The sequence below is a fragment of the uncultured Tateyamaria sp. genome (assembly GCF_947488715.1).
In the GTDB taxonomy this organism is placed as follows: domain Bacteria; phylum Pseudomonadota; class Alphaproteobacteria; order Rhodobacterales; family Rhodobacteraceae; genus Tateyamaria.
Window position 1 is genome coordinate 1 of the sequence record NZ_CANLAG010000012.1, and the last position, 22,867, is coordinate 22,867.

At 64.5% G+C, this 22,867-nt stretch carries 22 protein-coding genes; 16 read left to right on the plus strand and 6 right to left on the minus strand.

Annotated elements, in window-relative coordinates; genetic code table 11:
- The first annotated feature begins 135 nt into the window (after positions 1-135).
- Both Q0936_RS19080 and Q0936_RS19085 read left to right on the plus strand, forming a co-directional pair.
- Positions 136-1,440, plus strand: coding sequence for an AAA family ATPase (locus tag Q0936_RS19080; protein WP_299292951.1), 1,305 nt, complete (start codon positions 136-138; stop codon positions 1,438-1,440).
- Positions 1,437-2,489 (plus strand): ParB N-terminal domain-containing protein, encoded by a 1,053-nt coding sequence (locus Q0936_RS19085; protein WP_299146322.1) that lies wholly within the window; start codon positions 1,437-1,439, stop codon positions 2,487-2,489. Before Q0936_RS19080 ends, Q0936_RS19085 begins: the two co-directional genes overlap by 4 nt.
- A gap of 56 nt (positions 2,490-2,545) precedes the next feature.
- Here Q0936_RS19085 and bchO read toward each other — a convergent pair whose 3' ends face one another.
- The 4 genes from bchO to crtA are packed head-to-tail and all read right to left on the minus strand — an operon-like array spanning position 2,546 to position 6,847.
- On the minus strand, positions 2,546-3,418 hold the full coding sequence (gene bchO, locus Q0936_RS19090; RefSeq protein WP_299292953.1) for an alpha/beta fold hydrolase BchO: 873 nt from the start codon (positions 3,416-3,418) through the stop codon (positions 2,546-2,548).
- A gap of 3 nt (positions 3,419-3,421) precedes the next feature.
- Positions 3,422-5,104, minus strand: coding sequence for a magnesium chelatase subunit D (locus Q0936_RS19095; protein WP_299292955.1), 1,683 nt, complete (start codon positions 5,102-5,104; stop codon positions 3,422-3,424).
- 37 nt (positions 5,105-5,141) lie between these two features.
- The gene (bchI, locus tag Q0936_RS19100) at positions 5,142-6,149 is read right to left on the minus strand and encodes a magnesium chelatase ATPase subunit I (protein ID WP_299292957.1); all 1,008 of its coding nucleotides are present in this window, start codon (positions 6,147-6,149) and stop codon (positions 5,142-5,144) included.
- Positions 6,146-6,847 carry a spheroidene monooxygenase gene (gene crtA / locus Q0936_RS19105; protein WP_299293050.1) on the minus strand — a complete coding sequence of 234 codons (702 nt, stop codon included), beginning with the start codon at positions 6,845-6,847 and terminating at the stop codon, positions 6,146-6,148. The genes bchI and crtA overlap by 4 nt, the downstream gene beginning before the upstream one ends.
- A gap of 97 nt (positions 6,848-6,944) precedes the next feature.
- On the opposite strand from crtA, the gene Q0936_RS19110 reads away from it, so the two are divergent.
- From Q0936_RS19110 to Q0936_RS19120, 3 genes are read left to right on the plus strand one after another with little or no spacing between them, the layout of a single operon-like run.
- Positions 6,945-8,471 (plus strand): phytoene desaturase, encoded by a 1,527-nt coding sequence (locus Q0936_RS19110; protein ID WP_299292959.1) that lies wholly within the window; start codon positions 6,945-6,947, stop codon positions 8,469-8,471.
- Positions 8,472-8,499: 28 nt separating this feature from the next.
- Entirely contained in the window at positions 8,500-9,534 is a 1,035-nt protein-coding gene (gene crtB, locus Q0936_RS19115; protein ID WP_299292961.1) for a 15-cis-phytoene synthase, read from the plus strand.
- Between the two features lie 5 nt (positions 9,535-9,539).
- Positions 9,540-10,016: a TspO/MBR family protein gene (locus tag Q0936_RS19120; protein ID WP_299292963.1), complete on the plus strand. Its 477-nt coding sequence runs from the start codon at positions 9,540-9,542 to the stop codon at positions 10,014-10,016.
- A gap of 143 nt (positions 10,017-10,159) precedes the next feature.
- On the opposite strand, the gene crtC is transcribed toward Q0936_RS19120, so the two are convergent.
- The gene (crtC, locus tag Q0936_RS19125; protein WP_299293052.1) at positions 10,160-11,032 is read right to left on the minus strand and encodes a carotenoid 1,2-hydratase; all 873 of its coding nucleotides are present in this window, start codon (positions 11,030-11,032) and stop codon (positions 10,160-10,162) included.
- Positions 11,029-12,570, minus strand: coding sequence for a 1-hydroxycarotenoid 3,4-desaturase CrtD (gene crtD, locus Q0936_RS19130; protein ID WP_299292965.1), 1,542 nt, complete (start codon positions 12,568-12,570; stop codon positions 11,029-11,031). Before crtD ends, crtC begins: the two co-directional genes overlap by 4 nt.
- A gap of 121 nt (positions 12,571-12,691) precedes the next feature.
- On the opposite strand from crtD, the gene Q0936_RS19135 reads away from it, so the two are divergent.
- From Q0936_RS19135 to pufM, 11 genes are all read left to right on the plus strand, one after another.
- Positions 12,692-13,573, plus strand: a complete 882-nt coding sequence (locus Q0936_RS19135; RefSeq protein WP_299292967.1) for a polyprenyl synthetase family protein — start codon at positions 12,692-12,694, stop codon at positions 13,571-13,573.
- Entirely contained in the window at positions 13,570-14,685 is a 1,116-nt protein-coding gene (locus tag Q0936_RS19140) for a methyltransferase (protein ID WP_299146384.1), read from the plus strand. The genes Q0936_RS19135 and Q0936_RS19140 overlap by 4 nt, the downstream gene beginning before the upstream one ends.
- 131 nt (positions 14,686-14,816) lie before the next feature.
- The gene (gene bchC, locus Q0936_RS19145) at positions 14,817-15,752 is read left to right on the plus strand and encodes a chlorophyll synthesis pathway protein BchC (protein WP_299292969.1); all 936 of its coding nucleotides are present in this window, start codon (positions 14,817-14,819) and stop codon (positions 15,750-15,752) included.
- A 2-nt stretch (positions 15,753-15,754) separates the two neighbouring features.
- Entirely contained in the window at positions 15,755-16,756 is a 1,002-nt protein-coding gene (locus Q0936_RS19150) for a chlorophyllide a reductase iron protein subunit X (RefSeq protein ID WP_299292971.1), read from the plus strand.
- Between the two features lie 87 nt (positions 16,757-16,843).
- The gene (gene bchY, locus Q0936_RS19155) at positions 16,844-18,409 is read left to right on the plus strand and encodes a chlorophyllide a reductase subunit Y (RefSeq protein ID WP_299292973.1); all 1,566 of its coding nucleotides are present in this window, start codon (positions 16,844-16,846) and stop codon (positions 18,407-18,409) included.
- Positions 18,410-18,617: 208 nt separating this feature from the next.
- Complete coding sequence (bchZ, locus tag Q0936_RS19160) at positions 18,618-20,141, plus strand: chlorophyllide a reductase subunit Z (RefSeq protein ID WP_299292975.1); 1,524 nt, start codon at positions 18,618-18,620, stop codon at positions 20,139-20,141.
- Positions 20,138-20,365, plus strand: a complete 228-nt coding sequence (gene pufQ, locus Q0936_RS19165) for a cytochrome PufQ (RefSeq protein WP_299146379.1) — start codon at positions 20,138-20,140, stop codon at positions 20,363-20,365. Before bchZ ends, pufQ begins: the two co-directional genes overlap by 4 nt.
- Before the next feature lie 186 nt (positions 20,366-20,551).
- Positions 20,552-20,695 carry a light-harvesting antenna LH1, beta subunit gene (gene pufB, locus Q0936_RS19170; RefSeq protein WP_299146378.1) on the plus strand — a complete coding sequence of 48 codons (144 nt, stop codon included), beginning with the start codon at positions 20,552-20,554 and terminating at the stop codon, positions 20,693-20,695.
- Between the two features lie 14 nt (positions 20,696-20,709).
- A complete protein-coding gene (gene pufA / locus Q0936_RS19175; protein WP_159975336.1) occupies positions 20,710-20,868 on the plus strand; it encodes a light-harvesting antenna LH1, alpha subunit in 159 nt (52 codons plus the stop codon).
- Positions 20,869-21,012: 144 nt separating this feature from the next.
- Complete coding sequence (gene pufL, locus Q0936_RS19180; RefSeq protein WP_299146377.1) at positions 21,013-21,876, plus strand: photosynthetic reaction center subunit L; 864 nt, start codon at positions 21,013-21,015, stop codon at positions 21,874-21,876.
- Positions 21,877-21,880: 4 nt separating this feature from the next.
- Positions 21,881-22,867 (plus strand): photosynthetic reaction center subunit M, encoded by a 987-nt coding sequence (gene pufM, locus Q0936_RS19185; protein ID WP_299292977.1) that lies wholly within the window; start codon positions 21,881-21,883, stop codon positions 22,865-22,867.

The window sequence follows — 22,867 nt, forward strand, 5'->3', positions numbered from 1 at the left end:
GTCCCCGCGGGGACAACCATAATCCCCTTTTGCTTTTTCCGCAAAACCGGCGTAAATCTGGAACTGAGCAGAATTAGCGTCCCCGCAGGGACAAACACCACCTGTCCCCGCGGGGACACATATCACAGGCAGCGCATGTTCACACATTCCGACCTCGCCCAGCTACAGGCCCAGTCCCTCAAAATGCAGGGCTTCATCCGCCAGCAGACCTACTCGCCCCAAAGCGAAAAGACCCTGCGCCGCTTCTCCAGCTGGGAGGTGGCGGAACTCATCTTCAAGGCCAACCAATCCACCTTGCGCGGCCGCCTCGCCGCTGACCCCTCCCTGCCCCAAGGCACGGTCGAGGAAGACGGCCGCCAACGCTGGTACTCCCTCGACGAGATCAACGAGTTGCGTCGCCGCATCAAGGTCAACCGCAAGACCCTGATGCCGTACCGCCCCGCAAACAAACGCGCCATCCGCGCCGCCATCGCCAACTTCAAAGGGGGGGCCGGCAAATCCACCACCGCCCTCCATTTCGCCCACGCCGCCGCCCTCGACGGCTACCGCGTGCTCTGCGTCGACTTCGACCCGCAGGCGACACTCAGCCACTCCATGGGCCTCAGCGACGTGGCCGAGGAATACACCGTCTGGGGCATCATGGCGCGCGACTTGGGCCATGAAACCGACCGCATGAACTCCGCCCTACAGGGGGCCGAATCCGGCACCGCCCTGCCCCAACGCAAACTGCCCGCCGCGATCACCGACATGGGGCTGAACGACCTGCGCGCCTCCGACTTCATTAAGCCCACGAACTGGCCCACCATCGACATCGTGCCGTCCTGCGCCAACGCGGCCTTTGTCGAATTCGCCTCCGCCCAGTACCGGCACATCAACCCCGAATGGTCGTTCTTTGCCGCCGTCTCGCGCTTTCTCGATCAACTCAGCCCCGACGCCTACGACCTCATCATCTTCGACTGCCCACCGGCCATCGGTTACCAATCCATGAACGCGGTCTTCGCCGCGGATGTCCTCTACATCCCCTCCGGCCCCGGCTACTGGGAATACGATTCCACCACATCCTTCATCGGCCAGCTCTCCGAGGCGCTCGAGGATCTCTCCCGCTTCAACGGTCTTGTCCCCGCGGGGACAATGGGCCTGCCCAAGTCGTTCCTCGACCTGCGCTTCTTGCTGACCCGTTACGAGCCGGGCAACGAATTGCACCGCGCCATGCACGGCGCTTTCCAAAAGGTCTTCGGCGACCGCGTCTGCGAACACCCGATCGAGATGACCCGCGCCGTCGAACAGTCGGGCCGCTTTCTCAGCAGCATCTACGAAATTGATTACCGGGATATGACCAGAGAGACCTGGCGCCGCGCCCGCGCGTCCTTCGACCGGGCCTATGACGAATTCAAAACAAATCTGGGCCAAGCCTGGGACAATCTGGAGGATGAGGCATGAGCAAGCGCCGCGTATTCGACATCGACTTTGAACCCGGCAGCGACACGCCCGAACCTGCGGCCCCTGCCCCGGAGCCTGCGCGCCGTGGGCCCATGGCCTCCGCCATCTCGGAGAACGCCGAGGCGCTGACCGAACGCGCCGCCGCCGAGGCCGCGATTCGCGCCGAAAATGACCGCCTCGCCCATGAATACGTCTCGTTGAAACGTGACGGCGCCATCGTGGCACGCGTGCCCCTCGGGGACGTTGCCATGACCAAGCTGACCCGCGACCGTGGCACCGGCAACGATCCTGACTTCGAAGAGCTGAAAACCTCGATCCGCGACCTGGGCCTGTCCAACCCGATCCAGGTCGAGGATACCGGCGAAGGCTATGAACTGATCCAGGGCTTTCGCCGTCTCAAGGCGCACAAGGCGCTGTTCGAGGAAACCGGCGACGACCGGTTCGCGACCATCCCCGCCGTGCTGGTGGCCAAGGGCGAGGCGCTGGAAAAACTCTATCGCCGCATGGTCGACGAAAACCTGATCCGCCGCGACATCTCCTTTGCCGAGATGGGCCAGCTGGCCGCTGCTTATGCTAGCCAGATGGGGCTGGAGGTCAGCGATGCCATCGCCACGCTCTACGCCTCTGCGGGCCGTCAAAAGCGAAGCTACATCGCCCATTTCGCGACGCTGATGTCCCTCGTGGGACACAAGCTGCAATATCCCGAGGCGATCCCCCGCTCGCTGGGTCTGCGCCTGTCCAAGGCCTTTGTCGACACGCCCAAAGTGCGGCAGCAGCTTGATGCGGTTCTGAACGCGCACCAACCCGAAACACCCGAGGCAGAGCTTGCCTTGCTCAGCCAGGTGTTGATGCCGCCCGCGGACAAGGCCGCCGCCGGTCCCTCCGCCTCGTCAAAGACGACGCTGAAACTCAGCCGCAAGGAAGGCGCGGTCAAGGTCACCGGCGCCAAGGGCAAGATCGAATTGCAGATGGATCGCGACTTTGGCGCGGTTGACCCCCGGCGGCTCGAGGCGGCGGTGCGGGCGATGCTGGACGAGTTGGGGCTGTGACTGTCCCCGCGGGGACACGCGCGCACTGATCTGTCCCCGCGGGGACAGATGCGTCTTTAGCCCGCCATTTCCTGGATAAGTTCGAGGATCAGGCCCGCCACTTCGGCGGGCTTTTCTTCGTGCGCCAGATGGCCAAGACCCGGCAGGTTCGTGACGGTCGCATCGGCCATGTCGCGTGCCGCATCCAGCGACACGGTGGGCGGCACGGTCTTGTCCCGCTCGCCCACGATAAACCGCACCGGCCCTTCATGTCCCGGCAGGGCGCGCAACAGCGGCGGCAGCTTCCATTGCGACATCATCAAAAGGGTGCCATTCACATGGTTCCGGTCGCCTACAAGACGACGGTACAGCTCCAGCCCTTCGGCATCCAGGTGAGACCCTGTTGAGCCGATCAGAGCCTCAATGCGCGCCGGGTTGGCCGAGGCGCCGGAAAACAGGCTGGCCGTGAACGGCATCGCCGCCAGCGCCTTGGCCATCACCGGAAAGACAAGGCCCGCCAGCCCCGGAAACTCACCCAAAGCGGCGTTGATCCCGATGATCTGCGGCGTTTGTCCCCGCGGGGACAAATCGGCTTGCGCCATCCGCAGGGCAATCGCACACCCCGCTGAATGACCAACGATTGTGGTGGGGCTCCAGCCCTCCTGCCCGCACAGCGCCGCGATGTCCGTGGCCATCGGGTCCAGCCCGCAACGATGCCGCGCGCCCAGCTGTGTGAACCCCTGTCCCGGCAGGTCCAGCGCGACCACGTGATGCGTGGCCGCGAGCAGTGGGATCATGTGCCGGAACGAATGCGTCGATCCGCCTGCGCCGTGCAGTAGCAGGATCGTGTCGCCCGTCCCGGTTTCTTGGATATGCCACCGATGCACGGGCCCCTGTCCCCGCCGGGACAGCGCCGCGTTTGGCCAAGTGTCGATGTGATCCCACTGCATCGCTCAGCCGTCCAAGGCGGCGGTGACGGCCCCGGTCAGCTTGTGCGCATCGGCGCGGGGCAGGGCGATGTAGGGTGCGTCGAGTGTGGTTGCGAGGGCTTGCAGCGTGGGCTGTGGTCGGTTGGACATGTCGATCACCAGCGCGGCGATCCCCTGTCCCCGCAGGCCCGCTGCCATCAGCGTCGCATCTGCGCCTGCCTGTGCACGGTTGGCCGTCCCGTCGAGCGCAATGTTTGCGCGTCCATCCGTGATGAGGACAACCGTGGGGGTCAGGCCTTTGGATCGGTTTTGTAGCGCGGTCAGCATCGCGGTCTGGAGACCTGTCGCGAGTGGCGTTCCCCCGCCGCCGGGCAGGGCGGAGAGACGGCGTTTGGTCTGGACCAAAGACCGCGTCGGAGGCAGCAGCGTTTCCGCTTCGGTGCCGCGGAAGGAGATCAGCGTGACGTGGTCGCGGCTCGCATAGGCTTCGGCCAGCAGGAGTTCGATGGCGCCCTTCGCCTCGCCCAGCCGGGACACGGCGGCCGAGCCGGAGGCGTCCACGCAGAACACGAGCAGACGGTCGGAGTGTTCGGCGTAGCGCTTGAGGCGGATGTCTGCGGGGGTGATCAGCAATCCGGCGCGGTCCGGTTGCTGTTGACGCCGGAGCGGTTGCCAGGGGGCTGCGGCGCGCAATGTGGCGATGAGGTCGATGCGGGAGGTGCCGTCGAGCCGACCGGGTCGCGAGGGGAAGGGGCGGCCGCGGCGGTTGGAGGTGCGCTTTTGCCCCGCGCCGGAGCCTTGGGATGTGCGGGTTGTCCCCGCGGGGACAAGGCCATCGAGCAGGTTCTTGGGAAGCAGGGATTTCACCGCGTCTATGAGCATGTCGCCGTCGGGGAGGGCGTCTTTTTCGTCGCTGTCCCCGCGGGGACAGTCGTCCTGTTCCGCGGGTGGCGGGGGTGGCGGATCGTCTGGGGTGTCGTCCTCGGGGATCACCGTCGCGCGTTGGGGGTAGACGAGGGAGGCGGCGACCTCGAGGTCGGTGTCGGTGAGGTGCGTGCGGTCCAGTAACACTGCGTGGGCGCGGGCGGTGCGCAGGGCAAGCGTCGGCGCGCGCAGGGATGTGATGCCGAAACGGGCGGCGAGGAGGGTCAGTTGCACAACGGCGTCGGCGGTGGAGACCTCTGTCCCCGCGGGGACAGACGGGGGTGTCCCCGCGGGGACAGGGGGTTTGCGGCCCTCGGGTGCGAGGTGGAATGCACAGCGGTCGGCGAGGGCGTCGGGGGTGCGTTCGTCGGGTTCGATGCCCTCGTCGATCAGCAAAAACCCCTGTGTTAGAGACTGATCTGCGAGCTGAGAGAGCTTGGCCGCGAGGGCAGGGGGGCAGCGTTCGGCCATGGGAACCTGGGCGATACAGGGCCTTTGAAAAAATGATTTATTTTCAATGACTTGCGAGGAGGCAAGCGTGGCGGTCAGGTCGATGCCGCCGAAAAGCTGTTCGTCGGAGATGGAGATGGGCAGTTTGCGGACGGGCAGGGCGGGGCGGAAGGTGGCGAGCAGGGCGTCGCGGTCGGGGCTGGCGCGCATGCGGATGACCGCGCCGCCGAGCCCGGCGGGGTCCACGGCCAGCAGGCGCAGGGCCAGAGCGGCGTTATGCCAGCTTTCGGCGGTCATGGTGTTGCGGCGTTTGTTTGGGTGTTTGGCGGGCATATTCCCCACCCTACGGCGTGGTGAGCCGCCGCGCCCGTCATGCGAGGACGGCGTCGACGGTGCGGGCGACGCGGGTGCTGCTGCCGGCCTCGTCGAGGGGGTCGCGGCGCAGACGGTGGGACAGTGCAACCGGTGCGATCCGGCGGAGATGGTCGCGGGTCAACACCTTTTTGCGGTCATAGGCGGCGAGCGCGCGGGCCGTGCGCAGGAGGGTCAGTTCGCCCCGCAACCCGTCAGAACCCAGCGCGATGCACAGCTCGGCACAATCGTGCAGGATCGCGTCGGGGGTTTCGATCTGGGGCAGGAGCTTGCGCGCGGCGAGGATCTTGCGCCGGATCTTGGCGTCTTCTTTTGTGTAGACGTCCATGAAGGCGTCGAAATCGGTCTCGAAGGCGTCGCGGCGTTTGATGACTTCGATCCGCTGGGCGACGTCCTGCGGGCTGCGCACCTCGACGGACAGGCCGAAGCGGTCGAGGAGTTGGGGGCGCAGTTCGCCTTCCTCCGGGTTGCCGCTGCCTACCAGCACGAAGCGGGCGGGGTGGCGGATGCTGAGCCCCTCCCGTTCGACCACGTTTTCACCGGATTGGGCGACGTCGAGCAGGAGATCGACGATGTGATCCTCGAGCAGGTTGACCTCGTCAATGTACAGGTAGCCGCGATTGGCGCGGGCGAGCAGGCCGGGTTCAAAGGCTTTTTCGCCACGTGTCAGGGCGCGTTCGATGTCGAGGGCACCGACCACGCGGTCCTCTGTCGCGCCAAGGGGCAGGTCGATGACGGGGGTGGGAACCTTGTGGGTCTTTTTCGTCTCTACATTGGCCCAATCGGGGCATTCGTCGTGACTGGCCGCGTTGATCGGGCAGCCCTGAACAGCGGTGATGGGGGGCAGGAGGGCGGCCAGCGCACGCACGGCGGTCGATTTGCCGGTGCCACGATCACCAAAGACCAGAACGCCGCCGATGCCCGGATCGATCGCCGTGAGGATCATGGCGCGTTTCATGTCGTCCTGGCCCACGATGGCCGAAAAGGGGAAGGGTGTTTTGGTCATTTCAACTTGTCCAGTGGGCTGGTGCCGTTCCAGGTGCCGCTGTCGCCGAGGATGGCAAAGCGGGCATAGAGTTCTTCGCGAAACCACGCGCCGTCGCGCACGGCCTGAATGGCGGCGGCGTGGGGGCCGTTGGTGCGCGCGAATTGGGCCATTTCTTGAGCACCCGGCCAGATCGAGAAGGTGACCTGATGCAGCATGGGCACCTCGCCGATGCCGATCTTGAACACGACATTGGGGTCGGAGCCGATCATGGCGGAGATGTCGGGCACGCGGCCCCAGAATTTGGTCAGGATGCGGGGTTTGATCGTGGCGCGGGTAAGGGCAGCAAGGGGGCCCGTTTGCGGCTCTGATACAGGGGAAAAGGGGGTCTGTCCGCTCCAGGCGCCACGGGCCGATGTAGGGGCCAGAAAGACCGTCCAGTGTTCGGTGGCGCGGGCGCGGTAGCGTTGGAAGATGCGGGTGGTTTCCAGTCGGTGGCGTGCGGTGTCGGCGTCGGGCCAGGTGCAGAGGATGGCGTAGACGGCGGGGTTCATGGTGGGTGTGAACCCCTCGCCCGTGCCGGAGCCGCAGAGTTTCCAGAAGCCCAGATCGGGGACGCGCGCCATGGCCAGACGTGCGCCGCCCATCATCGTCAGCGCCCAAGCCCTGTCGCGCCACCGCGCAAAGCGGAAGAAGGTTATCGTCGTGGTCTGGTTCATCATTTCGCACTGGCAGTGTGCCGCCGGGCACGGAATAAGCCTGTCGCGTGGAAAAGAAATTGTCAACTAAACTAGACACATCTATTGTTCTTGGCAGATGACACGCCTTGATCCTCTCGAATCAAAGACCCGTTTGGGCAACCGCGCCATTGTGATTGGTGCGGGCCTTGGTGGTTTGGCCTCGGCCATGCGGCTGGGAGCCAAGGGGTATACCGTCACTGTGATCGACAAGCTGGACGTGCCGGGGGGGCGAGGGTCTGCGATTTGGCAGGACGGGCACCGGTTTGATTTGGGGCCGACAATTGTGACGGTGCCGCAGTTGTACCGAGAGTTGTGGGCGGCGTGCGGGCGGCGGTTCGAGGATGATGTGGAGCTGCGGTCGCTTGATCCGTTCTATGAGATCCGGTGGCCGGACGGGACCAAGTTTGTTGCCCAGCATGATACAGAGGCGATGCGCGCCGAGGTGGCGAAGATCGAGCCGCGCGACGTGGCGGGGTTTGACACGTTCCTACAGGATTCGGCCAAGCGGTATTGGTTCGGCTTTGAGGATCTGGGCCGCCGGTCGATGCACAAGCTGTGGGATCTGGTGCAGGTCTTGCCGACCTTTGGCATGCTGCGTGCGGACCGGTCGGTTTATGCCCATGCGGCGCGTCGGTTCCGGAATGAAAAGCTGCGCATGGCGTTTTCGTTTCATCCGCTCTTTATCGGGGGCGATCCGACCCATGTGACCAGTATGTATATCCTCGTGAGCTACCTCGAGAAGGAATTCGGGGTGCATTACGCCATGGGTGGTCTGGCGGGCATGGCGCGCAAGATGGCCGATGTGATCGAGGATCAGGGCGGTACGCTGTTGATGGACACGGAAGTGGACGAGATCGTCGTTGAGGGCGGGCGTGCGCGGGGTGTGCGGCTGGCCTCGGGCCTCGAGCTGGGGGCGGATGTGGTCGTGTCCAATGCGGATGCGGGGCATACGTATAACCACCTGATGCGCGATGCGCCCAAGCGGCGGTGGACGCCTTCGCGGCTGAAGCGGACGCGGTATTCGATGAGCCTGTTCGTGTGGTATTTCGGGACCAGGGGGACGCGGGACGACTGGGCGGATGTGGGGCATCACACCATCCTGAACGGGCCGCGCTATACGGGGCTGTTGCGCGATATCTTCATGAAGGGGACGCTGTCGGATGACATGAGCCTTTATGTGCATCGCCCGTCTGTAACTGACCCGAGTGTGGCGCCAGAGGGGGATGACACGTTCTATGTCCTCAGCCCAGTGCCGCATCTGGGCCATGGCGGCGTGGATTGGGAGACGGAGGCGGAGGTCTACAAGGCCAAGATGCTCAAGGTGCTCGAGGATCAGCTTTTGCCCGGATTGGGGTCGAAGATCAGCACCGAGCAGGTGTTCACGCCCGAGACGTTCCGCGACCGGTACCTGTCGCCCTATGGGGCGGGGTTCTCGATCGAGCCGCGGATTTTGCAATCGGCCTGGTTCCGGCCGCACAATGTGAGCGAAGAGGCCGAGGGGCTGTATCTGACCGGTGCGGGAACGCATCCGGGTGCAGGTGTGCCGGGTGTGATTTCCACGGCGGAGGTTCTGGGACAGCTGGTTCCGGATGCGGTCACATGAGGTGCGGTGCGCGCAGAGCGGGGGTGGCATGATCGATCCACGTGATCTTGAGGCCTGCACCGAAGCGATCCGCCATGGGTCGCTGTCGTTTCACGCGGCCTCGAAACTGTTGCCCAAACGGGTGCGGGATCCGGCGCTGGCGCTTTATGCGTTCTGCCGTCTGGCGGATGACGAGGTCGATCTGAAGGCGGAGAAGGTCGAGGCGGTGCTGCGGCTGCGGGATCGGTTGGATCTGGTCTATGCCGGGACGCCCAAGGATGCCGCGCCTGACCGGGCCTTTGCTGCCGTGGTGGACCAATTCGACATGCCGCGCGCGCTGCCGGATGCGCTGCTGGAGGGGCTTGCGTGGGATGCAGAGGCGCGCACCTACGCCACGCTCTCGGGGGTCAAGGATTACTCCGCCCGTGTCGCGTCTGCCGTGGGCGCGATGATGTGCGTGCTGATGCAGGTACGCGACGCGGATGCTCTGGCGCGGGCCTGTGATCTGGGCGTGGCGATGCAGTTGACCAATATTGCCCGCGATGTGGGCGAGGATGCGGGCGAGGCACGGCTGTACCTGCCGACGGACTGGCTGGACGAGGCGGGGATCGACCGGGATGCGTTCTTTGCCGACCCGCGCCCGACCAAGGCCGTGCGGGCCATGGTGAAACGTCTGATTGTCGAGGCGAACCGTCTCTACTACCGCTCGGAGGCCGGTCTGGGCGCTTTGCCGCGCGGCTGCCGTCCGGGGATCTATGCGGCGCGCTATATCTATGCAGGCATCGGGGGGCAGCTGACGGCCATGGGCTATGACAGCATCTCGGTCCGCGCCCGCACCTCCAAGCGGCAGAAACTTGGCTGGCTCGCGCAGTCGATGATGATGTCGGGGCTGAGCATGGTCACGCCCCGCTCGCCCGTCCTCTATGCCCGCGCATTGCCCGAGGTACAGTTCCTCGTGGATGCTGCGTCTCAGGGCACGCCGCGTGCGCGCAGCGACAGCCTGTTCGAGGCGCTGGCCGCGCTGGAAGCGAAACGCCAATCGGACCGAGCGACGCGGGTGGCCCCGCGTGCTCGGGCGACGTGACGCCGATGTTCTGGCTGTTGTTCTGCATCTTTTTCGCCGCCTGCCTTGGGGCAGGGATCACCGGTGGGCTGTTCCCACCGGGGCCGTGGTACAGGGCACTGGCCAAGCCGTGGTGGACACCACCCGACTGGGTGTTTCCGGTCACGTGGATGGTGCTCTACGTCTGTATGGCCACGGCCGGCGCGCGCGCTGCGATGGTCGAAGGCAATGGCATCGCCATGGCGTTCTGGGCCATGCAGATCGCCTTCAACGGGCTGTGGACGCCTGTGTTCTTTGGCCTGCGCAACATCCGGCTTGGGTTGGGCATTATCGTGATCCTCTGGCTGACTGTGTTGAGCGGCCTTTTGGCCATGTGGGCCGTGGACTGGCTCGCGGGGGCGCTGTTTGTGCCATACCTGATTTGGGTGAGCATTGCCGCGGCTCTCAACGTAGAGGTCTGGCGGTTGAACCCCGATGAGGCGGCCAAGGGCAAAGCCTCCTGATCCCTGTCTGTTGGGACAGTGCGCCACGCTCCGTTGTCATCTTGCCAGGAAAACTCTCCCCGAAGGGTCGTTCTGTCACTGCAGGCGAACGGCCGAATTGCGTCCCGGCCCTTCGGGGAGAGTTTATGGGGCAAGATGACGTGTCAGGAGAAGGTCCAGTTGCGCCGCCGTGGCACGCGCACGGCGAGCATGGGTTTGATCAGGGGTGAGCGGAAGCGCGTGAGGTCGAGCGCCTCGTGCACCCCGGTGGTACGCGTGCCGTTCAGCGTGGTTTCGACCGCCGAGCGGGAATAGAAGGGCGCGTCCAGCATGTTCTGGACCTGGCGTGCGCGCGTGCCTGCGTCGCCACGGGTTTCGCGCCGAACCGCCCAGAGGGATCGGCGCATGGGCGATTTGGGCGGCAGGGGGATTTCGGTGGCCGCACCGGTGTCGTCAAATGCGAAGCCTGCGGCCAGTTCCGATCCGTCGAGGCGGGTGGCGTCGTAGAAACAGGTGGCCCCGGTGCCCGTGGGGTAGCGGCCCCAGGTCCAGTAGCTGAAGTCGTCCTCAAGCGCGCGGGTGCCGAAATTGGCGTCGAAGTAGCCTTCGCCCTGCCATTGCCAGCCTTTGCGGTCGATCTGGACGTCGATGCGCGATCTGGGCGCAAAGGGGCGCCAGATATGCGCGCCGTCCGGGGTCAGGGGCAGTTCGACCGAGGTGAGCGCCGAGGGTGTGATCGTGATCTGGCCGGTGATGCGCGAGATCATGGGGGGCGAGGACACCTCGTTGATGTCGATGATCAGTTGCCCGCCCTGCCAGCGCATGCGGGAGGGGCCGACCTCGAACCGGGACGCGGTTTGGCGCAGGGCGGATTGGCCCCGGTCGGTCATGGTGAACCGGCCCCCCGGCCCGTAGGTGGCGACGTTGATGCAGACGTGGTTTTGCGGGTTCTTGCGGCCGGACCATTTGTACCAGGGTGAAAACACCGACCCGATAAAGCCGATGACGGATACCGCGCGGGTGCCGCAATCGCTCAGGCCGTCGACATACCACCACGCATAGCCGTTCGGGCAGACGTCGATGTTGAAGTTTGGTCGTTCAAGATCGCCTCGGCCGCGTGCCGGGCGGAGAGTGTCGCCATCGGGACACCCGCCCCCGGATGGGTCCCGCCCCCCGCCAGGTAGAGGTTCGTGATCTGCGTACGCGCGCGCGGTCGGTTCAGCGCCGCCGTCAGCCCGTGCGGGGTCTGGCCGTAGAGTGCGCCCAAGCTTGCCGGAAACATCTGTGCGAACACGTGTGGGGGTGTCACGGCGTCCGTCGTCGGGGTCGGGCTGAAAGTGATGCCCGCCTGTGTCATCTGTTGCGTGATCTGATGAAGCCATGGGGAGAGGTCCTCGGGCGGATTGTCGGCGGCTGTGGCCGGGGCGTTGGTGATGATCTCGAACCGTTCGAGCGGCGGCGGCGTGCCTGTCTGGCCGCGGTCGAGGGCGCAGATATAGAAGGATGGCGTGGATGGCACGCGGCACGCCAAGAGGTCGCGGAATTCGGCCTCGGCATCGGCGGCGAAGAACACGTTGTGGTGGGCGAGGTCCGGGCCGTGGGGCGTGGCGGCAAAGCTGAGCACGCGGGCGGAAAAGCTGCGTTTTGCGCGGGTGGTTTGCGGGGCGAGGTGTTCCGTGGAGGGGCCGAGTGCGCCGGTCGCCAGCGCGCGCGGGTCGCCTGCGTGCACCAGCACGTCACAGGGCAGGCGCGCGCCGCCCGACAGGTGGACGGCAGAGGCGCGGCCTTGCTGCACTTCGATCCGGTCGACATGGGCGCCGGTGCGGGTGTCGACGCCGTGCTGGTCCAGCAGGGCGGCCAGCGCCTGGGTGAGTTTGTGCATGCCGCCCTCGACCACCCAGACGCCCTGCGCCTCGGCCTGCCAGATCAGCGACAGGAGAGCGGGGGCGTGGGTCGGGCTGCCGCCGACATAGGTGGCGTAGCGGCCAAAGAGCTGGCGCAGGCGGGGGTCGTCAAAGCTGCGCTGCAGGAGGCCGCGCAGGGTGGACAGGGGTGCCATGGCGGGGATCAGCGCGGGCTGGGCCAGCACCTTGGCGGCGAGCGTTGTGATCCGGGGATCGGCAGTTTGCATCATGGGCGCGTCAAAGGCGCTGAAGAGCGACCGGGTGCGCGCGCAGAAGCGGGTGAACTGAGCGGCCGCCTTGGCCCCGGCAAAGGCGCGGATGGCCCCGATGCTGCGTTCGTGATCGGCGTAGAGGTCAAGCTGAGACCCGTCGGGCCAGAAGTGGCGCGCCAGCGTGTCCTGTTTGATCAGCGTCACGTGATCGTCCAGCGTCGTGCCAAGCTGGGCAAAGAGGTCGTCGAAGACGTGGCGCATCGTCAGCACCGTGGGCCCGGCGTCGATGGGCCCGGCGGGGGAGGGGATCGTGCGGATCTTGCCCCCCACCGCGTCGTGCCGTTCCAGCAGCGTTACCGCATAGCCCGCCGCGCGCAGGCGCACGGCACAGGCCAGCCCCGCGATGCCCGCGCCGATGATCACCGCGCGCAGCGGTGCGGGGGCAGACAGGTGAGTCATGCGGAAGAGGCCAGGCGTTCGTACATGGCGCAATTGTTGACTCGTGATCGCAATGTGTCCAGTATGATTTACACTTTGGTGTCTCGTTTGTGTGACATCCTGCATCTTGGGGAGCCTTGCCATGGGCCTGAACACACGAATCGAAGCGGCCATCGCAGAGGCGGTTGCCGTCGGGCAGGGCAAGGGGCGCGCGACGCCGCCACGGCTGGCCAGTGCGCTGCAATACGCCACGGCACCGGGCGGGGCGCGGATCCGGCCCACCATCCTGATGTCGGTCGCGATGGCTTGCGGCGACGACCAGCCCAGGATTGCCAATGCCGCCGCCTCGGCACTGGAGATGATCCACTGCGCCAGCCTTGTCCATGATGACCTGCCCTGTTTTGACGACGCGGATGTGCGGCGCGGCAAGCCGAGCGTGCACAAGGCCTATTCCGAACCTCTGGCGGTGCTGGCGGGCGACAGCCTGATCGTGCTGGCCTTTGAGACGCTGGCGCGGCAGTCGGGTCTGGCGCCAGACCGTGTGGCGCAACTGATCATCACGCTGGCGCAGCGCACGGGCATGCCCGGTGGCATCTGTGCCGGGCAGGGATGGGAAAGCGAAACGGAGGTCGATCTGTCGGCCTATCATCAGGCCAAGACCGGCGCGCTGTTTATTGCGGCCACACAGATGGGGGCCATTGCCGCAGGGCAGGAGGCCGAGCCGTGGTTCGAGCTGGGTGACCGGATTGGCGAGGCGTTTCAGGTGGCCGATGATCTGCGCGACGCATTGTACGACGCGGACACGCTGGGCAAGCCTGCGGGTCAGGACGATCTGCATGGGCGGCCCAATGCGGTGACGCTGTTGGGTGTGCAGGGGGCGATCAGCCGCCTCAAGGATATTCTGGGCGGTGCGATTGCGTCGATCCCAAGCTGCCCCGGTGAGGCGCAGCTGGCCGAGATGGTGCGCATGTATGCAGAGCGTCTGACGCCCGTGGTCGCACCGAGCCGCGTGCCCGGCGAATGAGTGTCGAGGCCCATGATCTGCCTGCATGGCGTGGCGGCTGGTTGAACCGGCTGATTGCGCGGCCGGGGTTCCAGAGCTGGGCCAGCAAGTTTCCCCTGACCCGTGGCCGTGCGCGCGCCGATGGTGCGGCGCTGTTCGATGTGGTGCAGGGGTTTGTGCAGAGCCAGGTGCTGATGGCCGTGGTCGAGTTGGACCTGTTGCGCCGGTTGCGTGCGGGGCCGCAAAGTGCCGAGGCGCTGGCGCGGGCCTGTGATGTACCTGCGGACCGGATGCAGGTGCTGTTGCAGGCGGGTGCTGCGCTGGGGCTGCTGCGGCGCAAGCGCGACCGGTTTGGTCTGGCCCGCAAGGGGGCGGCGTTGATGGGCGTGCCGGGGCTGGAGGCGATGATTCGTCACCACAAGGCGTTCTATGATGATCTGCGCGATCCGGTGGCGTTGCTGCGCGGACCGGAGGAGACGCAATTGAGCCAGTTCTGGCCCTATGTGTTTGGCGGCGACGTACCCGCGCCCGAGGCCGCGATCTATTCCGACCTGATGGCGCAGTCGCAGCGGCTGGTGGCCGAGGACACGCTGCGCGCGGTGTCGTTGAAAGGTGTGCGGCATTTGCTGGATGTAGGTGGTGGCACCGGCGCGTTTCTAGAGGCGGCCGGGCGTGCCGCGCCGTCCATGCAGATGACGCTGTTTGATTTGCCCGCCGTTGTGCCCGATGCGCAGGCGCGGTTTGATGCGGCTGGCATGGCGGGCCGCGTGTCCATCGTGCCGGGGTCGTTCCGTGAGGATGCCTTGCCCGGAGGGGCCGATACGGTGTCCTTGATTCGTGTGCTTTATGATCATTCCGATGACACGGTGCGCGCGCTGCTGGCGCGGGTGTATGATGCGTTGCCTGCGGGCGGACGGTTGATTGTGTCCGAGCCGATGGGTGGTGGCGCGCGGCCTGATCGGGCCGGGGACGTGTATTTTGCGTTCTACACCATGGCGATGCAGACGGGCCGCGCCCGGTCCGCCGCCGAGATCACAGCCCTTTTGCAAGAGGCAGGGTTTGCCCAGATCAACAGCCCGGCGCCTGCGCGGGCCTATGTGACCCGTGTTCTTACGGCGGTGCGCCCAAGTTGATTCACAGGAATGTGTCCATTCTAATTGACACATCAGAATGTCCATCTAGAATGACACTAACCAAAATGTCGCACGGCTGAGTCTTTTTGAGAAAGAGGCGGCACGATGCGGCGCCAACAAGGAGATCGTCTTTGGACACCACCGCCGTTCTGCTCAAGGGTCCGAGAGACCTGGCCGTGGACACGCTCGCGCTGACGGCGCCGGGTGCGGCGGACCTTGTTGTTCAGGTGACCCATTCAGGTATTTCGACCGGAACCGAAAAGCTGTTCTGGTCGGGCGAGATGCCGCCCTTTCCGGGGATGGGGTATCCGCTGGTGCCGGGCTACGAGGCTGCGGGCGAGGTGATGGAGGCCGGTCCGCTGACCGGGTTCAAGCCGGGCGACCGTGTGTTTGTGCCGGGGGCGAATTGCTATGAGGGGGCCTTTGGCCTCTTTGGTGGTGCGTCGCGTTTGTTGGTATCCGACAGTGGGCGGGTGACGCGGATCGATGCGGGCATGGGGCCTGAGGGCGCGCTGCTGGCGCTGGCTGCGACGGCGCGTCATGCGATGGCCGGGATGAACAAGGCGGTGCCGGACCTGATCGTAGGTCACGGTGTGTTGGGCCGGTTGCTGGCGCGGCTGACGATTGCCGCCGGTGCGCCCGCGCCCACCGTTTGGGAGATTGACCCCGCCCGCCGCAGCGGCGCGCAGGGTTACGAGGTGGTGGATCCCGAGAGCGATCCGCGCCGCGATTACAATTCGATTTACGACGCATCGGGGCAGGGCGCCTTGCTGAACGATCTGGTGGGGCGCATCGCCAAGGGTGGCGAGATCGTGCTGGCCGGGTTCTATTCCGCGCCTTTGTCCTTTGCCTTTCCGCCCGCCTTCATGAAGGAGGCGCGGTTCCGCGTGGCCGCCGAGTGGACGCGCGAAGACCTCGCCGCGACGCGCGCGTTGGTGGAATGCGGGGCGCTGAGCCTTGCGGGATTGATCACACATACACGGGCGGCGGCAGATGCGCGCGCGGCCTATGAGCAGGCGTTCACCGATGGGAATTGCCTGAAGATGATTTTGGACTGGGAGCACTAGCCGTGAAAGACGAAGTACCGAACCTCAAGGATTTCGATCAGCGTCTGCGTGACGAGGCCAACGAAGATCTGGCCGATGTGCTGCCCGCCGAGGCGACCAAGGACACGCAGATCATCGCGATCTATGGCAAGGGCGGCATCGGCAAGTCGTTCACGCTGGCCAACCTCAGCCACATGATGGCCGAGCAGGGCAAGCGCGTGCTGCTGATTGGGTGCGATCCCAAGTCGGACACCACATCGTTGCTGTTTGGTGGCAAGGCGTGCCCCACGATCATCGAGACCTCGACCCGCAAAAAGCTGGCGGGCGAAGAGGTGCAGATCGGTGACGTCTGTTTCAAGCGCGGCGGCGTGTTCGCCATGGAGCTGGGCGGGCCCGAGGTTGGCCGCGGTTGCGGCGGGCGTGGGATCATCCACGGGTTCGAGTTGCTGGAAAAGCTGGGGTTCCACGATTGGGACTTTGACTACGTCCTGCTCGATTTCCTGGGCGATGTGGTCTGCGGTGGCTTTGGTCTGCCGATTGCGCGGGACATGGCGCAGAAGGTGATCCTGGTGGCGTCCAACGATTTGCAGTCGCTGTACGTGGCGAACAACGTCTGTTCGGCGGTGGAGTATTTCCGCAAGCTGGGTGGCAATGTCGGTGTCGCCGGTCTGGTCATCAACAAGGATGACGGGTCGGGCGAGGCGCAGGCCTTTGCCGAGGCTGTGGACATTCCGATCCTGGCGTCGATCCCGCAGAATGATGACCTGCGCAAGAAATCCGCCAACTACCAGATCGTTGGCACGGCCGAATCCGAATGGGGTGCGCTCTTTGCCGAGTTGGGCATGAACGTCGCCGTGGCCCCACCTGTGCGGCCCGCGCCGCTGAGCCAAGACGGGTTGCTGGAGCTGTTCGACGGGTCGGAAACCGGCGCGGGCATTGAATTGCAGCCCGCCACGGATATGGACATGCGCGGCAAGAACGCGGCGCCCAAGGAGAGCCTCGAGGTGATCTATGACGAGGCGTGAGATCAGGGGTTTCGGACCGCTGACGCGGTCCGACCGGCTGGGGGCAAGCCCCCAGACCCCCATGCATATTTTTGGAACAATGAAGCCGTGAGTGATCGGGTCACATATGACGCCGCCGATGAGGTGGAGGTGACAACGGGTCATCCGCGCGAGGCAGAAATGCCTACCGCTACGGGCGTGGACGGTTTGGGATGTCATTCCGGGTCGGAGATGGAAAAGGCCGCCCGGATGGCGGGCAATTCCGAGATGCTGGACAAGTTTGCAGAGGATTATCCGCAAGGGCCACATGACAAGCCGCAGTCGATGTGCCCCGCCTTTGGGTCGCTGCGCGTGGGGTTGCGGATGCGCCGTGTGGCGACCGTGCTGTCTGGGTCGGCCTGCTGTGTCTATGGGCTGACGTTCGTGTCGCACTTTTACGGTGCGCGGCGGTCGGTGGGCTATGTGCCGTTCAATTCCGAGACTTTGGTGACTGGCAAACTTTTCGAGGACATTCGCGAGTCTGTGCACGATCTGGCCGATCCTGAGAAATACGATGCCATTGTGGTGACGAACCTCTGTGTTCCCACGGCCTCTGGTGTGCCGCTGCGGTTGTTGCCGGATGAGATCAACGGCGTGCGGATTGTGGGTATTGATGTGCCGGGTTTTGGTATTCCGACCCATGCGGAGGCCAAGGATGTCTTGGCCGGTGCGATGTTGAAATACGCACGCGAAGAGATTGAAGCCGGGCCGGTGGCCGCACCTGTGGGTGGCAAGTCGGATCGCCCGACAGTTGCCTTGCTGGGTGAGATGTTTCCGGCGGACCCGATGATGATTGGTCAGATGCTGGCGCCTTTGGGTTTGGCGGCGGGGCCTGTGGTGCCGTGCCGTGAGTGGCGTGAGCTTTATGCCGCTTTGGACAGTGCCGTCGTGGCGGCAGTGCATCCGTTTTACACATCGGCTGTGCGCGAGTTTCAAGCGGCTGGTCGGCCTGTGGTTGGATCTGCGCCCGTGGGGCGCGATGGCACGGCGGAATGGCTGAAGAATATCGGTGCGGCCTATGGGTGTAGCGCCGAGCAAGTGGCCGAGGCGCAGAACGCCATCCTCCCGGCGATTTCTGGTGCCTTGGCTGCGACACCGATCAAGGGGACGATCACGTTGTCGGGCTATGAAGGGTCCGAGCTGCTGGTCGCACGCCTGTTGATCGAGAGCGGGGCGGAGGTGCCTTATGTGGGCACGGCCTGTCCGCGGACGCCGTGGAATGCGGACGATCAGGCGTGGTTGGAGGCCAAGGGCGTGAAGGTGAAATTCCGCGCGTCGCTGGAAGATGATTGTGCGGCGATGGAGGCGGTGCAGCCCGATCTGGCCATTGGCACGACGCCGGTGGTGCAGAAGGCCAAAGAGTTGGGCATTCCGGGTCTGTATTTCACCAACCTGATTTCGGCACGGCCCCTGATGGGTGTGGCCGGGGCCGGGTCGCTGGCTGAAGTGATCAATGCGGCCATCGCCAACAAGGGGCGCATGGATCATATGAAGGCGTTCTTTGAAGGTGTGGGTGAGGGTGACACGGCGGGCGTCTGGGAAGGCGCGCCGAACCTGCGGCCAGATTTCCGGGCGCAGAATGCGAAGAAGCTGGAACGTCAAGCCAAGGCCGCGAAGGCGGCGGAGATGATCTAGTGCGCGGATATGGAACATATGCGCGCAACGGCGCGAGGCAGTGTTTGGCGCAAGCCGAACGCGTTCGCGCACGGTTGTATAGCAGCGGATCGGTTGTCGCGTTCCGCCCGGCGGGCACCGCCGGGCAGCGCCCGTCCGCCCCCCTGGGCGGGCGCTATGCGCCCACCCGCGGACGCGCGATGCCCTTTGTTCTGTCCGGAGGTGCCGCATGCTGATCATGGATCACGATCGGGCCGGGGGCTATTGGGGCGCTGTCTATGCGTTCTGTGCTGTCAAAGGTTTGCAGTGTGTGATTGACGGGCCTGTGGGGTGCGAGAACCTGCCGGTGACGTCTGTGCTGCACTACACCGACGCCTTGCCGCCGCATGAGTTGCCGATTGTGACCACCGGTCTGGGCGAAGAAGAGTTGGGCCGGGATGGCACCGAGGGCGCGATGAAGCGGGCCTGGGGTACGCTGGATCCGGCACTGCCTGCTGTCGTTGTGACGGGTTCGATTGCCGAGATGATCGGCGGGGGTGTGACGCCCCAGGGTACGAATATTCAGAGATTTCTGCCGCGCACCATTGATGAGGATCAGTGGGAAGCGGCGGATCGGGCGATGACCTGGATCTTTACCGAGTTCGGTATGACCAAGGGTCGGATGCCGCCCGAGAGGAAACGCGAGGAAGGTGCGCGTCCTCGCGTGAATATCCTTGGTCCGATGTATGGCACGTTCAATATGCCATCCGACCTGGCCGAGATCCGCAGGCTGGTCGAAGGGATCGGCTGCGAGGTCAACATGGTGATGCCTTTGGGCGCGCATGTGGCCGAAATGAGAGATCTGGTGAATGCGGATGTGAACATCTGCATGTACCGCGAGTTCGGGCGCGGGTTGTGCGAGCTTCTTGCCAAGCCGTATCTACAAGCCCCGATAGGGGTCGAGAGTACCACCAAGTTCCTGCGCGCACTGGGGACCTTGGTGGGCCTCGACCCCGAACCTTTTATCCAGCGCGAGAAACACTCGACGCTGAAGCCCGTGTGGGACCTGTGGCGGTCCGTGACGCAGGATTTCTTTGCCACCGCGTCCTTTGCCGTGGTCGCGAACGAGACCTATGCGCGGGGCATTCGCCTGTTTCTTGAGGACGACATGGGGTTGCCCTGTGCCTTTGCCACCGCGCGGGTCGCGGGCAAGAAGACCAACAACGAGGAAGTGCGGGCCTGGATGGGTCAGAAGCGCCCCTTGGTGGTGTTCGGGTCGATCAATGAAAAGATGTATCTGGCCGAGCTGAAGGGTGGGCATGGGCCGAGCCCTGCGTTCATCCCGGCCTCTTTCCCCGGTGCCGCGATCCGGCGGGCGACGGGCACGCCGTTTATGGGCTATGCGGGCGCGACCTACCTCATTCAGGAAGTCTGCAACGGGCTTTTTGATGCGCTGTTCCACATTCTGCCTCTGGCCACCGACATGGATGCCGCCGAGGCCACACCGACGACCCTGCGCCGCGACTTCCCCTGGGATGATGACGCGCAGGCCATGCTGGACCGCATTGTCGCCCAGCACCCCATCCTGACCCGAATTTCCGCGGCAAAAACCCTGCGCGATGCGGCTGAGCAAGCAGCCCTCGCAAGCGGTGCGGACCGGGTTGTGATTGAAACCGTGCGCGCTCTCGATCCTGCTCTGGCCGGATCGTCAGAGGACAAGGACCCTGCATTGGCCGGGTCGTCAGACAACGTTTCCGAGGGAGGAACACCATGACTGACATGACGTCGAACCTGAGCACCGAGGCGCCGAAGAAACGCAGCGGAGAAAAGACCGAGTTCATGGTCTATTTCGCGATCATCTTTGTGGCGACGCTGCCGCTGGCGTGCCTGACATGGGCGCTGGCCGCGATCAAATCGCGGTCGTTCACCGACAAGGGCCCGATGGCCCGCGCGTGGACCCAGGCCCGGATCATCACGCCGATGATCTTTAACGCGTGATCCGCGACGACCTGCATATCTGCGCCGGCCCCTCGGGCCGCGCCACCGAATGTCCCAGCCTGTGTGCGCCTGCTGTGACCCAAGACTGGACGCCTGATCTCAGGTGGACAGAGCCCGGAGGGGGTGACCCCAATGGACCCGGCCGCGGGGTGCGCGGCTTCAGCATGCAATTCCGGAGGAATTCTTATGGCTGACAACCTGTCTTTCACAGGTCTCACAGACGAGCAGGCGCAAGAGCTGCACGCTGTCTATATGAGCGGGCTCTGGCTGTTTTCAGCCGTGGCCGTCGTCGCTCACTTGGCAGTGTTCATCTGGCGTCCGTGGTTCTGAGGAGGGATTAGCAAATGGCAAAGTTCTACAAGATCTGGCTCATCTTTGATCCCCGTCGTGTGTTTGTCGCACAAGGCGTTTTCCTGTTCCTGCTGGCGGCGATGATTCACCTCGTCCTGCTGAGCACGGACCACTTCAACTGGTTCGAGCTGGCCGCGCAAAGCGCCCAGTAAGGACCGCGCGAAGCGGATCTCAAGCAAAGTTGCGGGCGGGGCGAACAGTGCGCCCTCGCCTGCCCGCAACAAACCAACCGATTTTTCTAAGACGGTCGTTGGCGCCATGGCGGTGCCGCGCCGCCAACTGCGGAGATTGAGAAGATGGCCTTGCTGTCCTTCGAGAGAAAGTATCGCGTCCGTGGCGGGACGCTGATCGGCGGTGATTTGTTCGACTTTTGGGTGGGCCCTTTTTATGTGGGGTTCTTCGGGGTCACGACCGCCTTTTTCACCCTGCTGGGCACGGTGCTGATTTTCTGGGGCGCGTCCCAGCAAGGCACGTTCAATCCCTGGCTCATCAACATCGCGCCGCCGGACCTCAGCTATGGTCTGGGGATGGCGCCGCTGCTTGAAGGGGGTCTGTGGCAGATCATAACCTTCTGTGCGACGGGCGCGTTCATCTCTTGGGCGCTGCGCGAGGTTGAGATTTGCCGCAAGCTGGGCATGGGATACCACGTGCCCATCGGCTTCAGCTTTGCCATTCTGGCCTATGTCACGCTGGTCATTTTCCGCCCGCTGTTGATGGGCGCGTGGGGGCATGGGTTCCCTTACGGGATCTTCAGCCACCTCGATTGGGTGAGCAACACCGGCTATGCCTATCTGCACTTCCACTACAATCCGGCGCACATGCTGGCGGTCACGCTGTTCTTTACCACGACGCTGGCGCTGGCGCTGCACGGGGCGCTGATCCTGTCGGCGGCCAACCCCGAAGAGGGCAGCACCGCCCTGACGCCGGATCACGAAGATACGTTTTTCCGCGACTTCATCGGCTATTCGATTGGCACGTTGGGCATTCACCGTCTGGGCTGGCTGCTGGCGATCAACGCGGTGTTTTTCAGCGCGGTCTGCATCATCATCTCTGGCCCGATCTGGACGTCCGGTTGGCCCGAGTGGTGGAACTGGTGGCTGAACCTGCCGATCTGGGGCACCGATCCGTTGCCTGTCTATCAATCCGGTTTTGGGGGGTGATCAGATGATCGAGTATCAAAACATTTTCACGCAGGTGCAGGTTCAGGGCAATCCTGAATGGGGCATGGACGACAGCGGCGAGATGCTGCAGGAGCGCGTGGGCAAGCCGTTTTTCTCGACCCTTGCGGGGTTTGTGGGCAACGCGCAGATTGGGCCGATCTATCTGGGTTGGACCGGGATGGTGTCGCTGGCCACGGGCCTGATCTGGTTCGTGATTGTGGGTCTGAACATGCTGGCGCAGGTCGGCTATTCGATCCCCGAGTTCATTCGCCAACTGTTCTGGCTGGCGCTGGAGCCGCCGAGCCCGGAATACGGTCTGTCGATGCCACCCTTGGACGAGGGGGGGTGGTATATCATCGCCTCGCTGTTCCTGCTGGTGTCGGTGATGACCTGGCTGCTGCGCAGCTATCTGCTGGCGGCCGAGCACAAGATGGGCAAGCACGTGTTCTGGGCGTTCGCCTCGGCCGTGTGGCTGTTCCTTGTGCTGGGTCTGTTGCGCCCAGTGTTGATGGGATCGTGGAGCGAGGCCGTGCCTTACGGTATCTTCCCGCACCTTGACTGGACCACGGCGTTTTCGATCCGCTACGGCAACCTTTATTACAACCCGTTCCACTGTCTGAGCATTGTGTTTCTTTATGGCTCTGTCCTGCTGTTCTGCATGCATGGCGGCACCATTCTGGCGGTGACCCGTTACGGCGGCGACCGCGAGCTGGAGCAGATCTATGACCGTGGCACGGCGACGGAACGTGCGGCCCTGTTCTGGCGCTGGACCATGGGGTTCAACGCCACGATGGAGGGCATTCACCGCTGGGCCTGGTGGTTTGCGGTGCTGACCCCGATCACGGGGGGCATCGGCATCCTGCTGACCGGCACGGTCGTGGACAACTGGTTCATCTGGGCGCAGGAGCACAATTTCGCGCCGATGTATGACGGGGCTTACGGCTACGAAGATTACGGCTCGTACGAAGCCTTCATTGGGAAGGAGAACTGA

Coding starts and splice junctions, on each gene's coding strand:
- Q0936_RS19135 (WP_299292967.1), top strand. CDS start 12,692: ATGGGCCTGAACACACGAATCGAAGCGGCCATCGCAGAGGCGGTTGCC.
- Q0936_RS19140 (WP_299146384.1), top strand. CDS start 13,570: ATGAGTGTCGAGGCCCATGATCTGCCTGCATGGCGTGGCGGCTGGTTG.
- pufA (WP_159975336.1), top strand. CDS start 20,710: ATGGCAAAGTTCTACAAGATCTGGCTCATCTTTGATCCCCGTCGTGTG.
- crtD (WP_299292965.1), bottom strand. CDS start 12,570: ATGACTCACCTGTCTGCCCCCGCACCGCTGCGCGCGGTGATCATCGGC.
- Q0936_RS19110 (WP_299292959.1), top strand. CDS start 6,945: ATGACACGCCTTGATCCTCTCGAATCAAAGACCCGTTTGGGCAACCGC.
- bchI (WP_299292957.1), bottom strand. CDS start 6,149: ATGACCAAAACACCCTTCCCCTTTTCGGCCATCGTGGGCCAGGACGAC.
- Q0936_RS19085 (WP_299146322.1), top strand. CDS start 1,437: ATGAGCAAGCGCCGCGTATTCGACATCGACTTTGAACCCGGCAGCGAC.
- crtA (WP_299293050.1), bottom strand. CDS start 6,847: ATGAACCAGACCACGACGATAACCTTCTTCCGCTTTGCGCGGTGGCGC.
- Q0936_RS19120 (WP_299292963.1), top strand. CDS start 9,540: ATGTTCTGGCTGTTGTTCTGCATCTTTTTCGCCGCCTGCCTTGGGGCA.
- crtB (WP_299292961.1), top strand. CDS start 8,500: ATGATCGATCCACGTGATCTTGAGGCCTGCACCGAAGCGATCCGCCAT.
- bchO (WP_299292953.1), bottom strand. CDS start 3,418: ATGCAGTGGGATCACATCGACACTTGGCCAAACGCGGCGCTGTCCCGG.
- pufB (WP_299146378.1), top strand. CDS start 20,552: ATGGCTGACAACCTGTCTTTCACAGGTCTCACAGACGAGCAGGCGCAA.
- Q0936_RS19080 (WP_299292951.1), top strand. CDS start 136: ATGTTCACACATTCCGACCTCGCCCAGCTACAGGCCCAGTCCCTCAAA.
- pufL (WP_299146377.1), top strand. CDS start 21,013: ATGGCCTTGCTGTCCTTCGAGAGAAAGTATCGCGTCCGTGGCGGGACG.
- pufQ (WP_299146379.1), top strand. CDS start 20,138: ATGACTGACATGACGTCGAACCTGAGCACCGAGGCGCCGAAGAAACGC.
- Q0936_RS19095 (WP_299292955.1), bottom strand. CDS start 5,104: ATGCCCGCCAAACACCCAAACAAACGCCGCAACACCATGACCGCCGAA.
- bchZ (WP_299292975.1), top strand. CDS start 18,618: ATGCTGATCATGGATCACGATCGGGCCGGGGGCTATTGGGGCGCTGTC.
- pufM (WP_299292977.1), top strand. CDS start 21,881: ATGATCGAGTATCAAAACATTTTCACGCAGGTGCAGGTTCAGGGCAAT.